Source organism: Cohnella rhizosphaerae (genome assembly GCF_029525575.1).
Classification (GTDB): Bacteria; Bacillota; Bacilli; order Paenibacillales; family Paenibacillaceae; genus Cohnella; species Cohnella rhizosphaerae.
Window position 1 is genome coordinate 1,225,802 of record NZ_JAPDIA010000008.1, and the last position, 15,199, is coordinate 1,241,000.

At 62.1% G+C, this 15,199-nt stretch carries 8 protein-coding genes and 3 pseudogenes; all 11 read right to left on the reverse strand.

Translation table 11 applies throughout. The features are described from left to right. Positions 1-76: 76 nt before the first annotated feature. Positions 77-1,495 (reverse strand): annotated as a pseudogene (locus OMP40_RS29295) (family 78 glycoside hydrolase catalytic domain); the annotation flags it as partial. Further along, a complete protein-coding gene (locus OMP40_RS29300; protein ID WP_277536640.1) occupies positions 1,461-2,114 on the reverse strand; it encodes a hypothetical protein in 654 nt (217 codons plus the stop codon). The gene OMP40_RS29300 and the pseudogene OMP40_RS29295, both read right to left, overlap by 35 nt. Further along, complete coding sequence (locus tag OMP40_RS29305) at positions 2,059-4,443, reverse strand: glycoside hydrolase family 2 protein (protein WP_277536642.1); 2,385 nt, start codon at positions 4,441-4,443, stop codon at positions 2,059-2,061. The genes OMP40_RS29300 and OMP40_RS29305 overlap by 56 nt, the downstream gene beginning before the upstream one ends. Before the next feature lie 383 nt (positions 4,444-4,826). Then, positions 4,827-5,912, reverse strand: coding sequence for an extracellular solute-binding protein (locus OMP40_RS29310; RefSeq protein WP_277536644.1), 1,086 nt, complete (start codon positions 5,910-5,912; stop codon positions 4,827-4,829). Between the two features lie 389 nt (positions 5,913-6,301). Continuing rightward, positions 6,302-6,616: a hypothetical protein gene (locus OMP40_RS29315; RefSeq protein ID WP_277536645.1), complete on the reverse strand. Its 315-nt coding sequence runs from the start codon at positions 6,614-6,616 to the stop codon at positions 6,302-6,304. A gap of 98 nt (positions 6,617-6,714) precedes the next feature. After that, a complete protein-coding gene (locus OMP40_RS29320) occupies positions 6,715-7,656 on the reverse strand; it encodes a carbohydrate ABC transporter permease (RefSeq protein WP_277536647.1) in 942 nt (313 codons plus the stop codon). A 27-nt stretch (positions 7,657-7,683) separates the two neighbouring features. Next, positions 7,684-8,628 carry an ABC transporter permease gene (locus OMP40_RS29325; protein WP_277536649.1) on the reverse strand — a complete coding sequence of 315 codons (945 nt, stop codon included), beginning with the start codon at positions 8,626-8,628 and terminating at the stop codon, positions 7,684-7,686. A gap of 268 nt (positions 8,629-8,896) precedes the next feature. Continuing rightward, positions 8,897-10,204, reverse strand: a complete 1,308-nt coding sequence (locus OMP40_RS40595; protein ID WP_420872092.1) for an early set domain-containing protein — start codon at positions 10,202-10,204, stop codon at positions 8,897-8,899. 27 nt (positions 10,205-10,231) lie between these two features. Continuing rightward, positions 10,232-10,474, reverse strand: a pseudogene (locus OMP40_RS42460) (hypothetical protein); the annotation flags it as partial. Positions 10,475-11,561: 1,087 nt separating this feature from the next. Further along, positions 11,562-13,484: pseudogene (locus OMP40_RS42465) on the reverse strand (chitobiase/beta-hexosaminidase C-terminal domain-containing protein); the annotation flags it as partial. Positions 13,485-13,767: 283 nt separating this feature from the next. Next, on the reverse strand, positions 13,768-14,640 hold the full coding sequence (locus tag OMP40_RS29345; protein WP_277536653.1) for a sensor histidine kinase: 873 nt from the start codon (positions 14,638-14,640) through the stop codon (positions 13,768-13,770). Positions 14,641-15,199: the final 559 nt, after the last annotated feature.

The following is a 15,199-nucleotide window of genomic DNA, read 5'->3' on the forward strand; positions in this document are numbered from 1 at the left end:
GAATTCCCCCCGCCTCCGCGACGTCCGCGTGCACCGGTACCGCGAGCAGCTCCAACAGCTCCGCGTCGCCCGTTACTTCGACATAGCGAAAGCCGTGATAGGTGAATCTGGGCTCGTAGGTCTCTCGTTCTTCACGGCCGCTTGAAATATAGATATCGGTCGCTTTGGCGTTGCGGTTCGTCCACGGGTCGATCGCGCCCTCCCCGTCGATGAGCTCGCTGTAGCGCAGCGCGATCCGGGAGCCCGCCGCGCCGCGAATCGAAGCGGTCGCCCAGCCGGCGATGTTTTGCCCGAAGTCGTATACGGCGGTTCCGTCCCGCGGGCGCAGCACGCGAACCGGCGGCAGCGGAGCGAAAGGCCGGACCGGCGGCTGCTCGCCGCGGACAAGCTCGCCTTCCGGCGGCTCGGCAAGCACAACCCGTTCCCAAGCTTCGGCCGAAAATCCGGGTAGATCCCAGCCCGGCTCCGCCAGCCGGGCGTCGAACGTCTCGCCGTCGTAAATGTCGTTCGCGAGCAGCGGACTCGGCTTGGTCAGCCAGCTGTCATCCGTCGCCAAAGTCAGCGTCGAACCGTCTTCGAGCGTCGCCGTCAGCGCCAGGACGACCGCCTTGCCGCGCTTCCACTTCCAGCCCCATCGCGAATAATTCATATTGTAGCCGTTGCCGAGCCAGAGACCGATGGCGTTGGCCCCGCGCTTCAACGAATCCGTCACGTCGTAAACGTCGAACAGCAGCCTGCGGTCGTACGGGGAGTTCGCGGGCGCCAGTACGCGAGCGTCGGGCTTGGCGCCGTTGACGGTAACCTCGTACCAGCCGAGCGCGTATACGCAAAGCTCGGCCCGAACGACCGGCGACGGCAGCTCGAAGTCCCTGCGAAACAGCGGGCTGTCGGGCGATATCGGGGTCTCGCAAATGGCCAGGACGTTCTCGTCCAGCCGCAAACCGCTGCCCGAGCCGTCGATGCGTCCGCCGCCGAACTGGATCGCGGCGGGATCGTAGAACCGGTTCACGTACACGGCGCGTCCGTCCGGCGCGAAAACGCGCAGATCCCGGCAGACGGCGGCGCTCCCGCTGGCGGTGCGAAAACCGATCGTGCCGGGCTCGCGACCGGCTTCGCGCGCGGATAAAACCGTGCGCCCGCCGACGATCAAGGTCGCTTCCTCCGCCTTCCGCTCGAGCCTGATTTGCAAGGAAGCCGGCGCGTTCGCGAGCTCGGGCGCTTCCGCGCGCGCCAGCTCCCGCCGTTCGCCGTCCGCGACCGCAAACAGCGACGCGCTGCCGGAAGCCGCGTCCAGCGCGAAGCCGCTGCAGCGGTTTTCGGACCGAACGCCGAACAAGAGCGCCAGCGTGCCGGCTTCCAGAACGACGCTAAGTTCGATCGCGTATTCGTCCCATGCGAGATGATCGGTCACGGGGGCGGCGATCCATGCCGCCGTTGCGAACGCGCCTCGGGTTGTTAGATTAGTCATGGCTGAGTCCTCCCAGGCTGAGTCCATTTGAAAAATAAGGCGTTTGCTCGCCCAACCTATCTTCGGACGCAACCACCGGCGCGTTCCACGCGCTCGCCGTCAGCCCCTCAAGCGCCGTCCCTTCCGGGGCTTCAAAGCAAATGTGCCGTTCCTCGCCGGGACGCAGCCCGATCTCGTTGTCGGATAGGTAGCAGTCCCAGTTGGGCGGAAATCCGCCGAACGTAACGCGGATCGCGGGTAAGAGCCCCGTGTTGCGGACGCGGATGCGCCCGCCGCCGGCCGAACGTTCGACCGACAGCGCCAGCGACGTCCGCGGCAGATGTCTCAGCGGCGCATCCGGCAGCCCTGCGTACAGCGCGAACGCCTGCTCCGCGACCGCCCCCGGATATTCGTTGCCGTCATGCAGATGCGCCTGCTCGAACGCGATCAGTTCCTTCGTTTTCGGCTGCGCATTGAACTCGTACCACTGATCGGAGATGACGGCGCCAGAGTGATCCTGAAGCCTCACCGCCAGCAAAAACGGCGTCACCCGCTCGGCCTCGCCGGGAAGCGCGACAACGATCCGGCCCAGCTTCACCCTGTCGTTCGCCTCAAGCTCGACGTCGCGTCGATCGGTCCAAAGCTCGCTTAACCCGCTGTCGTACACGGTCGCGATCGCTGCCGCGCCGCGCAGCGCCTCGCCGGTATCGTTGGCGGCGTGGAGCGCCGCCTCGAACGTCTCGCCCGCTTGCCAGCCGTCGATCCGGTCGAAGGTCGCGAATGCGGAGCGCGGACTGCACGCCCGTTTCGCCAGATAGTAGGACAGCTTGGGGGGTACCGTAAAAATCGACGACGCCCCAGGAATGCCCCGGAAACAAATCCGTGAATTTGTAATACCAGAACCCGGTTTTCCCATCGGCCGCCCCGGCGCGCTGAATGTCCGCGACGAAACGGATCGACTCGCCCTGCGCGGCCTGGGAGTAGGCGATATACGTCTCCCAGTCCCGGATCGGCCCGTATGCGCCGTAGCGCATGACCTTGATGACGTCCTTCAGCGAAAATTGGTGGAAATGCGCCAGCCAGCCGCGGCTCTCCTCCGTCGGCGGCCAGGCGGCCAGCGCTTCCTCGGGCACGAACCGAACGCAGCTTGAACGCGCCGGCATGCTCGGCACCCCGTATTCTCCGTAAAAAACGGACGGCATCGCCAGCGTCGCCGCGTCGAGCGGTTCCCCGCCGTGGTACACGTTCCAATTGTGCGCGCTGCCGCCCCACGGATCGGTGCGGTGGAACGGCCTCGACGGATCAAGGCCGCGGCAGCGGCGGCCGACCAGATGCAGCGCCTCGTCCGTGCCGCCATGCTCGCCGTTTTCGTTGCCCCCGCCCCACATGACGAGCGACGGATGATTGCGAAGCCGTTTGACCGAACGCGTCGCCTGCCTGTCCAGCACGCCCAGATCGGTATGCGGCGCGTCCATCGGCCCCCAGCATAGCGGGAACTCCTGATAAACCAGGATGCCCGCTTCGTCGCATAGCCGGTAAAAGACGTCCTCCTCGACGATGCCCCCGCCCCAGGCGCGAAGCATCTGTACATTTCCGCGTCGCGCCAAGCCGATCAGCCGCGCGTACAGCTCTTCGCGCTGCGCCAGCATCGGGTCCGGCCAGCACCAGTTGGCGCCTTTGATGAACATCGGCACGCCGTTGACGACGAACTGCCAGCGGTAATCGGCTTCCGGCCGCGCGCCCGGCGCCGCGCGCATCTCGACCGTGCGCACGCCGAACGTCGTCTCCGTGCCGGCGAACGAGATCGCGGCGCAGGAGCTATCTCCTTTGCGATCCTTCTCCGTCCGGGGTCCGGGATCGTCCACGACCGCCGAACCGGCGAGCTTGACGTCAAGCTTCAAGCGATAAAGCGACTGCCCGCCGTATCCGGCCGGCCACCAAAGGGACGCTTCGCGCAGCGTCACCTCGGCGACATATCGGCTGCGACCGTACGGCGCTTCGAGCTTGCATAGAAATTTAACGGCATGAACCTTTTCCGGTTCATCCGTCAGCAGCCGAATTTCACCTTCAACCATCAGCGGGACAGACTCGGTCAGCGCGCTGTCAACGCTGTACGAGATCTCCAGCACGGCGCCATCCGGCCCGATGGACCGCGTGACGATATACGGCTCGCAGACCGCGACGTCGGATTCGGCTGCGAGCCATACGTCCTTCCAGATGCCGAGCGAGATCAAATGCCCGTAATGCCAGCCAAATCCGGGGCTTCCTTTCAGGAGGCCGTTCCACGATTGCGGCGCCTGATCGATGCGGACGACCAGTTCGTTGGGACCGTCGAAGTCGACGAGCCACGTCACGTCGAGCTCGGGACCGCCGAACATGCCCGCATGATGGCCAAGCGATATCCCGTTCAAGAACATGGTGCCCGAATAGTCGATCCCGTCGAACCGCAGCGCGAGACGGCGTCCCCGCCACTCGGCCGGCGCCTCGAAGGTACGCGCGAACCACCAGTCGCTGCGTTCCGCGCGCGTCCTTCGGAACCAAAGCGGCGTCTCCTTCGGCTCGCCGTGCGTCTCCAGCTCGTCGATCGTATTCGTATCCCAATACGGATCGGCCAGCTCGCCGAGCCCGACGAGCGCGCGCTGCACCGTCGTCGGCACCGTCACCTCGCGCCAGCCGCTTCGATCGAAGCCGCGCGCGTACCATTTTTCCGTCATGCCCCTGCTTGTCTTCGCCTTGCGTCCGAACCAGCCGGTATTCGGCGCAGGATCGCCCGGGTCAACGGGCTCGCTGTCCTGCATGCGCCAGTTGCCGGACAAGGACAGGCGCTCCGCCCCACGAACGACGTTCCCGTTTTCTCCGTCACCGTAGCCGCCGACCAGCAGGGCAGCCGTCTTTCGCGCGGGCAGTGACGCTTCCGCTTCGCAGGCCGCGTCTCCGTATAGCGAAGATTTGCGGTACGCCTCGTCTTGCACATCGTCCAAATATCGTTCTGTCATGCAGCCGCACTTCCTATCCGTTTCATTTCTACAACGCATCCGTCCACTGCTCCGATTGGCCCCACGTCCGTCGCTCGCGGTGCGCTCTAGCCGTAAAGCCTGCAATTATACATCTCTTTCAGCCGATGCCGGCCCTTTTAAGCACAATGCCTGCAAATGCGCATTTATTTTCCTTCGTCGGCCCCATTTTCGGTTTGTGATTCGAATGTACCTGTATATTTGCAGGCTTTCATCTCGTGCCGCGGTTCCGAAAGAAAATTCCTGTAAAAATGCAGGCTTTTCGACCTGCCAAACCTCTCCCGAATCGCCGCCAAACCTAAGGGAGCCGAAGCCTCCTCGGCTCCGGCTCCCCTGTCCAGGCGGCTAAGCCGCGGCGGCGGCCTTTATTGCAGGCCGTGCTCCGCTCTCAATCTTTGGACTTCGTCGTTGTAGTATTTCGTGAAGTCGTCGGCGCCCGCTTTCTTGAAGGCGTCGAGCGCTTCGGCTTTCGCTTTGTTGTAGGCTGCCTCGTCCTTCGCCAAAATGATCTTGGCGGCTTGACGCGTGGCGAGCTCCTTGAGCGAAGCCTCTTTCTTTTTCCAGTCGTCCGTCAGCGTGACGCCCGGCACCGTATTTTCCTTAAGCACTTGATCTTCGCTCATATTGTCCATCCAGGTCGTGGCGGACACGAGCTTGCCTTCCTTGATGAGCTTGCCGAATACTTCGCCGGAATACGATGCGCCGTAATGCTGCGCAAAGTCTTTTTCGAGCGGCGTCGCGGCCTTGACGAGCGCCTCTTCGGTATTGAACAGGTTGAGCGGCTGGCCGTCCTGCGGATTGGCGACGTCGCCGCCGAGGCCGATGATGTTCAGGTCGAGCGACATGCCGGACGACTCGAGCGGAATGCCGCCCGTCGCCTTGAGCGCCAGCGAATCCTCGGTCAGCGTCGGCTTGCCGTCCGTCAGGTTCCAGTTCTGGCCTTCGACGCCGCTGTACATCGTTCTCGCGCCTTCGTAGGAATAAATGTAGTTCAGGAACTCCATCGCCTTCTCCGGATTTTTGGAGCTCTTGGAGATGCTGTACGATTTGTCCTGCCAGCCGAGCGGGCGAATCTCGCCCGTCCAGGCGTACTTGCCCGCCGGGATGACGATGAAGCCCTTGCCGTCGTTCGTATGCTGCGCGTTGAAGTCGCCCATCGCCCAGGTCGCCGGTCCGACGACGATTTGGCCGGAGGTCGCTTTGGCCATATAATCGTTGTTTTTCATCGTCAGGCTGTCCGGATCGAGCAGGCCGCGCTGGTTGGCGTCGAAGTAGAACTTCATCGCGGTCCAGAAGTTGGACGTCTCGTCGGTCAGCGTGCTGATAAACTTGGTGCTGCCGGTCTCGTGCATCGTCAAGTCGCTCGTCACGCCGGCGATGTTGGTGAAAATGATCGGCGGAATCGTATACGGCCACAGGCCCCAGTCCTGCCACATCGAGACGCCGTACACCTTTTTTGCCGTCGTCGGTCTTCGGATGCTTCTGCACGATCTGATCGACGACGTTCAGCAGGTCGTCCATCGTCTTGACTTCAGGCGCGCCGACCTCCTTGTACCAGTCCCAGCGAATCGTCGGGCCGATCGTGATCGGACGAACGAATTTGCCCGACTTCGCCTGAACCTGCGGCGGCAGGAAGTAGAGCTTGCCCGTGCCGTTGCTCCAGTTTTTCTTGCTGAACTCCACGACGGTCGGAATGTTCGCGGTAATGTCCTTGCCGTGCTCGGCGAGCAGATCGTCCATCGGGACGACCAGGTTGCCTTCGATCAGCTGCTTCTGGTATTTGTTGACGTCCGAGCGGACGATATCGGGCAGGTCGCCGCTGGCGAGCATGACGTTGAATTTATTTTCGTCTGCCTCGACGTACTCGATCTTGACGCCGATCTTGTCGGCGATCGCTTTGGCGACCGGGCTTTCGTTGTACTTGTTCCACTTGGTGCCCGGCTCCATGACCAGCACGCGGAGCGTGACCAGGTCCTTGGGGGGCTTCGCTCGAAGCGCTCGGGCTGGCCGCGGCCGAGCTTGCGCCTGCGCTTGCCGGAGCCGTCGCGGACGGCGAAGCGTTGTTGCCGTTGTTGCCGCCGGAACAGGCGGACAGCAGCAGCGAAGTCGTCGCCAGCATCATGGCCCCCAGCTTAAGGGTAGCTTTCTTTCTCATTGTAACCCTCCTATGAGTTGTCGAGATTTATAATTATCGGCGATAACGCCGGATAATCCAAGCTTGTCGGATAAAAATCGGACGTATGCGCCGACCGGTCAACCTTTGACCGCGCCCATCATGATCCCTTTGACGAAATAGCGCTGCAGCATCGGGTAGACGAGCACGATCGGCAGCGTCACGAGCATGGTGATGGCCATGCGGATCGACTGCGGCGTCAGCGTGCGGACGAGATCGCCGCGGTTGAGCTGCTCGGTCGTCGCGTTGGACAGGTTGCTCGATTGGTTCAGGAAGTTGTAGAGCACGAGCTGAAGCGTTTGCAATTTCGGACTTTCGACAAGGAAGTAGTTATCGAACCACGTATTCCACTGGCCGACGGCGGCGAACACGGCGATCGTCGCGATGATCGGCATCGACAGCGGGAAGATGATGCTCGTATAAATCTTGAAGTAACCCGCGCCGTCGATCTTGGCCGATTCCTCGAGCGAAGCCGGCAGCTGTTCGATAAACGTCTTGATCAGGATGACGTTGAAGCCCGCCAAGGCTGTCGGCAGCACGTACAGCAGAAAGCTGTTTTGCAGCCCGTACGTTTTCATCGTCAGGTACCAGGGAATAAAGCCGGCGTTGAAGTACATCGTGACGAGGACGAACCGGTAGATCGCTTTGCGAAAAGGCAGCTCTTCCTTCGTGATCAAATAGGCGAAGAACGAGCAGCAGAAAACGGTAATGAGCGTGCCGACGACCGTCCGCGACAGCGATACGATGGCGGCGTCCATAATGCCCGGCAGCTTCACCGTGGTCTGGTAAGCCTCCAGGGAGAAGCCCGCCGGCCAGAAGGTGACGCCCTTCTGCGCCTGGATCGAGTCGCTGATCGAATAGATGAAGATGTAGTAAAAGGGATAAATGGTGGCAAGCACGAGCAGCGCGAGAATCAAGTAGTTGAAAAAGTTGAACGTCCAGTCCTTGTAGTCGATCGGCCGCTTGCGCCGCTCCGGCTTCGAAGCGACGGCCGCCGGCTTGGATGCGGTAGTCGAATTCATGGGAAAGCTCCTTTCCGGGGGAGACGGTCAGACGATGCCTTGGCCGCGGAATTTTTTGGACAGCAGGTTGACGGTGAACAGCAGCACGATGCTGATGATCGACTTGAACATCCCGACGGCGGTCGAATACGAGTAGTCGCCGGTGACCAGACCCAGCCGGTAAACGTACAGGTCGAGCACCTCGATGCGATCCGCGACCATCACGTTGCTGAATACGAGATATTGCTCGAAGCCGGCGGACAGCAGATTGCTGATGGAGAGCAGCAGCAGCACGATAAACGTCGGCATGATGCTCGGCAGCGTAATGTGCCAGATCGTGCGCCGTCTGCCCGCGCCGTCGACCTTGGCGGCGTCGTACTGCTCGCTGTCGATGCTGACGATGGCGGCGAGATAGATGATCGCGCTCCAGCCGACCGATTTCCACAGGAGGAGCAGCGTCTGCACCGTCCACACGCGTTCGTAGTTGCCGAGCACGTCGACCGGCGCGCCGCCGAGTCCGAGTTTCATCAGAAACGCGTTGACCGCCCCTTCCGTGCTGAACATGCTGAACGCAAGCGCGTAGACGATGATCCAGCTGATATAGTGCGGCAGCGTGGACACGGTCTGCACGAGTCGCTTGAACCAGCCGCTGCGCACCTCGGATACCATAATGGCGAACAGCATCGGAATCGGCGCGGTCAGAATCGACAGGAAGCTCAGCGCCAGCGTATTCATCAGCACGGGCCCCATCCGGGGATCGCTGAACATCTCCCGGAACCGGTCGAGACCGGAAAATGGCGTCTTGGACAACGGGATGCCGGGGTGGTAGTCGAAAAAGGCGTAAATCCAGCCGAACAGCGGCACGTAGCTGAAGGCGAAGGCGATGAGGACGAACGGCAGCGCCGCAAGCAGCAGTTTGTACCCGTCCTTTCGCCGGTGGCTCGATTTGAAGCGCCGCTTTTTGCCGGCCTGGCTCGCAGTCGTGGTTTCCATAGCGGTTCTCCTTTGCTCCTGTAGTCTCTCTCTTTCGATGTCCTCATTATAGGAGGCTTTGGAACCGTGTCGAATGAAGGATCTCTCGATCTCGTTGAAATATATAGAGGCATGCGGGCGGGCGGATTGAACGATTTTGCGGCAGGTTGAACAAAAGCGCGGGAGCCCGAGGCTGGATTCGGAACGTAAAAAAGCCGCCTTGGCCTCCGGTTTTGCCGGCGCGCCAAAGCGGCTCGTTTAAATAATCTGATCACTTGCTTATCATGACCTACTTCGTCACTTGCACGATCAGCGTATCGCTTGTCGTCGCGCCGGCCGCGTTCGCCAGCTCGGCGCGGTACTCATAGGTGCCTGGCGTTCTGCCCGAGACCGCCGTCGTCGCAGCTTGGGCTGACGGCGTACCCGGGGTTAACGGCTTCGTATCGATCAGCACGCCGTTTTCGAACAACCGATACGCGCTTCCGTTCGTTCCCCACCACAGGTTCATCGCCACGTCGTAGCTCCCGTCGCCGTCCCAATTGTTCGCGGACAGGACCGGCTTGCCCGGTTTCGCGTCTTTGACGGTAACGGTCAGGACTTCGCTCGACGTCGCCCCTTTCGCATTGATCAGCTCGGCCCGGTAAAGATAGGTGCCGTCGGCCCTCCCCGAGATTGATGTAAATGCCGTTTGCGCGGCCGGAGAAGCGCTTGCGAGCCGCTGCGTATCGATCAGCATGTCGTTCTCGTACAGCTTAAAAATCGTTGCGTTTTCGCCATACCAGAGGTTCATCGAAATTTTATAATCGCCGTCGAGCAATCCGGTGTCGTAGCCGTTGTCGCTCGACAGCACCGGTACGCCGGGTTTGGCGGCAGCCGGCGGTTCGGCGACGAGGCCCGCCCGCGCCGCCGTCAGCGCGGACAGCGCGGCATCGACTTGCTTCTGCGTCGACGCCTCGTCGGCGAGCGCCGCGGCCGCCGAGTTTAGAGCCGTCTGCAGCGCGGACCAGCTGCCTGCCGTATAGGCGGCTTCGTTCAAGCCCTCGGCCGCAATCGCATCATACTTGACCTGCAGCTGCGTCCGGTCCGCCGGCGGCATGGCCTGCTGCACGACGATGCCGTCCAAAAACGCCGTATTGTCGCCCGATGCGTTCGTCGTGACGAAGCGTATCGTATGATTGCCCGCGGCTGCGGTAAAAATCGGCGTCTCGAAGGCCGCGAAGGCCGTCTTGTTCGACGGGGAGAAAGAAGCGAGCAGCGTCGTGTCGTAATAGACGTCGAAAGCGACCTGTCCGCCGAAATCCCGGCGGGCCGCCTGGAACGCGACCTTGTAAGCGCCCTCCGCGAAGCGGATCGTCTGCGACAGCTCGCCTTGCGAGCCGTTTTTGGACGTGATCAGCGCCGTCTGCGTTCCCTCCGGCGCCGCCGGCGCGCCGAACACGGAGCCGTTCTTCTGTACGCCGGAGAGGCCGTTAAACATCCAGTCGTACGTCATGGGCCCGACCCGGTAGCTCGTGACGGCCGGCGACTCGAAGCCGCCGTTCGCGAGCGCCGGCACGAACGCCGCCAGCCCTTCGCGCGCCGCCGTCAACGCGGCCAAGGCCGCATCCGTCTCGGCTTGCGTCGCGTACGCATCCGAGAGAACGGCGTTCGCCGCCGTCAGCGCGCTTTGCAGCGCCGCCCAGGTTGCGTCCGTGAAGTCGGCCGCCTGCAGACTTTCCGCGACGATCTCGCTCTTCTTGCTTGCGAGCGCGGTCTGATTCGCGACTTCCTCGATCAGGATCAGCCTGACGTCGTCGATAAACGCCGTGTTGTCGCCGCTCGTCGTCGTCGCGGCGAACTTGATCGTATGGCTGCCGGTCGTCGCCACCTCGAAGCCGCCGGTCTTGAAGGCCTTGAAGTCCTGCGAGGTCGGCGAATAGGAGCCGATGACGGTATTGTCGTAGTATACGTTGAAGCTTTGCTGGCCGCCGAAGCCGCGCCGCGCCGCCTGGAACGACAGCTTGTAACGTCCCGCGGGGGAAGCCGAGCGTCTGCTTGATCTCGCCCGCAAGTCCGCCGTTGGTCTGAATCAGCGCGGTCTGAACGCCTTCGGGCGCGTCCTTCGCGCCGAACGCCGAGCCGTTCTTCTGAATGCCGGCGCGGTTGTTAAACGACCAGCCGTCCGCGAAGGCGCCCGCCTTCACGCCGCTCGTCGCCGTGACCGCAGGCGATTCGAAGCCGGCGTTGAGCAATGCGGCCGGCTCCGGCGGCTTCGGCAGGCCGATCTCGACCGCGTCGATAAAGGCGGTATTGTCGCCCGTATGCGAGGTGGCCTGGAACTTGATCGTATGCTTGCCGCCTGCGGTCTCGAAGCTGTCGGTGCGGAACGTCGTGTACGAGCCCGAAGGCGCGAAGCTGCCGATCAATTCTTCGTCGAAGTAGACGTCAAACGTCTGCTGCCCGCCGAAGCTCGTCCGGTTGGCGGCTTTGAAGGAAACCTGGTATTCGCCGGGCTTGAAGTTGATCTCCTGGTAGAAGCTGCCGTCGATGCCGCCGTCGGTTTTCAGGTACATGCTTTGCACCCCTTGCGGCGCGGGCGGCGGCGCGAACGCGCTCGTATTGCTGTGCACGCCCGTATGGTCGCTGAACACCCAGCCGTTCGTGAACGGCCCGTTCCGGTAGCTCGCGACCGCCGGCTTTTCAAAGCCCGCATTGTAAAACGTAACGAGAGGCAATTCTTCCGGTACGTCCGCGCTGTAGTAGCAGCGCTTGGCCGCGCCCGGGTTCGGGTCGCCGAAGACGGCGGCCGTGCAGTCCGATCCGTCCGTCGCGATCTTGTAGTTGAACAGGCCGTCCGCGCCGTAGGCGACGATGCCTTCGCCTTCGAAGTAGCATGCTCCGCCCTCGTAAGCGCAAAACTGATAGCCGTCCGGCGCGACGCTGACGTCGAGCACGCGGTAAAACGCGGACGTCGTGCCGGACGGATCCAGACCGTCTTTGAAGGCGCGGGCCTTGAACAGCTGCGTCGTGGACGTCTTTAGAATGACCGGCCGCTCGTAGAGCGGCGAAGCCGCTGTCGGCGCGCTGCCGTCGAGCGTATACCGAATCTCCGCGCCCGGGGTTCCCGTCGTGATCGTCACCGCCTCCGACGAATCGTATACGCCGTAAGGCAGGCTCAGCTCTGGCGCATCGACGCGCGTCGGCACGGATCGCGGCGTCACCGTAATGCTGGCGATGTTATAGCCGTCCGGATCGGCCTGGCTGACCGCCTTGATCGCCACCTGGCGTTCCGTATCCACGTCCGGCGCCGTATACAGGCCGTTCGCGTCGATCGTGCCGTTGCCCGTCCCGACGACGCTCCAGGTTACGCCGTCCGTATTGTCGACGACTTCCGCGGATAGCTGAAGCGTATCGCCGCCCGTCACCTTCGCTTCGACCGGCGTCAGCGCGACCTGCGTCTGCGAAGCTTCGGTCGTATAAATCGCGAAGTTGTAGTCGGCGCCGACATGGGCGTCGCGGAAAGAATCCGTCGCGGCAAAGCTGCCGGAAGCCGGCGGAAGAATCGCGTTGCCGTCTCTTGCGACCGCGTCGCTGTACGCGTGCTTCACGAACGTCTTGCCGATCGATGCGCCGCCGAAGTCGAACGTCATATCCTTCGGCGCGCCCGCCTTGCTCTCGACGAGTATCGCGTAGTCGCCGCCGTCCGTCTTGAAGGCGGTCGCTCGAACGTTCGGCGAGCTCGACTGTACGTCGACGACGTCGCTGTGGGCGGGCACGTACCGGTTCAGCAGTCCGGCCGAATAATACGTCCGCTTCGCCGTCAGGCCCTGCACGGCCGAATCCCACATCGTATAATTGCCGTTGACGTCGCCGAGCGGGTCGGTGCTCCAGACGCCGTTCAGCTGCCAGACGAGCGCCGATTGAAGCCCTTCGTTCGCGCCGCGAATGACGTAGTTGGCGAATCCGGAGTTCCAGCCGCTGGCGTCGTCCGCCGACCAGCCGAACTCCGTCATCTGAACCTTCTTCGGTCCGACCGCCGCCTTTCGGGCCGCGATCTCGGCGCCCAGACTTTCGTACGACGCGCCGTACATGTGGAAGCTGTAGCCGTCGATATGCGCGTCCGCCAGCGCATGCAGCGCGGTCGTCCAGTCCGTCGCGCTCGTCTCCTCCGGCGCCCAGATGCCGATCCGGTCCCGCAAGCCGTCCGCGGCGAGCCGCTGGCTCACCTTCGTGACGATGTTGGCATAGTACTGTTGCTGGTTCGCCTTGTCGCCGCCCGTCTCGAAGTCCCAGCTGCCGTTCGGCTCGTTGTAGAACGTCAGATATTTGATATTGACGTAGCCGCGCTCGTCGATAAGTTCCTGGAGCGTGTTCGATGCCGATTCGGCGAAGTCGTCGACGTCCGCCGGCGCGCTCGTCCAAGGATCGACGCCCGGCAGGCCGAACCAATCGTGGATCTCCTCCCCGTTTTTCCAGCCGAAGTTGAGTTCGATCTCGGTGCCCGCTGCCTTGAGCGCGTCCAAGTACGGATACACCGCCTCCATTTCCTCGCTGTCGAAGTCGTAGACGCCCTTTTCTTTTTCCACCCAATCGACCTGGAACCAAAGCCTCGCGACCTTCGGCTTGATCGTGCCGATCCGCTTCTTGTCGATCTCCCATTCCGGTCCGTCGTAGCCGTAGCTTGCCGACTTCGGCATGCGCGCGAGCGGCATGACGTTGACGCCGACGCCGAGAAAGTCTTCGTTCACGACGTTGTCCGTATCGATGCTGATTGTAACGTTCTCGGCCGCCGTCGCCGCCGCGACGCCGCTTCCCGATCCCGCGCCGGCCGGCAGCAGGGCGGACAGCAGCAGCGTCGCGACCCCAAGCGCGCCGAACCTCGATTTCCTGATCATCATCCTCTGGATCTCTCCTTCATCAAGGGTTTGGATTCGGTAACCGCTTACAATTCGTTCTGGCCGCTCACCTCCGATACGCGATGCAAGCCCGCGGGCGCCGATCGGCCTCCCGTCCCTCCTACCATAAGCGCTTCGAACAAAGGTTCGAATGAACGATCTCGCGATCCGCTTGAAAAATCATCCAGCGCTGCGAAAGCGCCGGTTGAACGATTTCAAACGCCGTTCAAGTCGCCCCCGCACGTCAAAGCCCCCCGTCGCGGAGACGGGGGCTTCATTTCCTCGTTTATTGCTGTTCTTGATCGCGTTTGTCCGCTTGCAGCGACGGCATGCGTACGACGACCTCCGCACCCTTGTCGCGCGGAACGAACCGCAGGCCGTATTGATCGCCGAAGTAAAGGCGGATCCGCTTGTTCACGTTGCGCAGCCCGATGCCGCTGCCGCCGCCCGCCGATTCATACGCCTCGCCCGTTTCGAACCTGCGGTTCAGCTCCTCGAGCAGGTTCTGCGGAACGCCGGTGCCCGAATCGCTGACGACGATCCGCAGCTCGCCGTCGTCCGACTTGGCGTGAATCGATATGAAAATCTCCTGCTCCTCCTCGCGCTGCCCGGACGCGATCGAATTTTCGACGAGCGGCTGCAGGATGAACCGGGGTACGAGGCACGAAGCGGTCGTCTCGTCGACGTCGATGTCGAACAGGACGCTGTCGTTGAACCGCATGTTGATAATGCCGATATAATGCGTCAAGTAAGCCAGCTCGTCCCGCAGCTCGCACATCGGATCCTTGCTCGAGAACACCGGGCGGAGCAGGTTGCCGAGCGCCACGATGCTTCGTTCGATATCGTCGGTCTTCTTCATGTTCGCCATCCAGCGCACCATGTTCAGCGTATTGTACAGAAAATGCGGATTGATCTGATATTGCAGCGATTCGATCTCCGTCTCCCGCTTCTGCTCCTGCATGCTGTTGTTTTTGTCGATCAGCTCCACGATGCTGAGCGACATCTCGTTGAACCGCCGGATCACCGTCCCGAGCTCGTTGTCCGGCACGCGGTCGAAGGTGACGCCGAGCTCGCCGCGGCTCATATCCTTCATCTTGCCCGAGAGCACCTGCAGCGGGTTCATGATCTTGCGCAGCCACAAATAGGAGAGCGCGAACATGATGAGCAGGCTGAAAATAAAAAAAGAGGGCGACGACGCGCTGCATCTTGTAGATCTGGTCCGTGTACAGCTTGAGCGGGACCTCCTTGATGATGTACCAGTCGGCGTCCTGCAGCTTGTAATAGACCGTCTGCACGCGCCCGTTTTTCTCGTCGCGGCTGCCGTATGCCGGCGCTCCTTCTTTTTTGCGGCACGAACGGACTGATCGTTCCGATCTTTTCTTTGCTGCTGCTCGAGACGACGACGCCGTCCTTGTCCACGATATACATTTCCCCGTCCTCGGGCTTCAGATCGGAGGCATAGACGGACGCCAGATACCGCTCGTCGATGTTGAAGATCAGCGTGCCGCTCGTCCTCGGCTCGTAAATGCTGCGCACGCCGCGCAGCATGCTGACGAGCGTCGCATCGTTCGGTCCGGTTTTGTACGGGTTGTAATAGGACTCCTTCACGTTGCCCTGCACGATCAGCTTGGGAAAATCGCGCTGGGATCTCAGGTAGGCGTCCGATTTGAAAAAAAGACGCACCCACTCTTCCTCCGTCTGCACGAGCGTCTGCACCG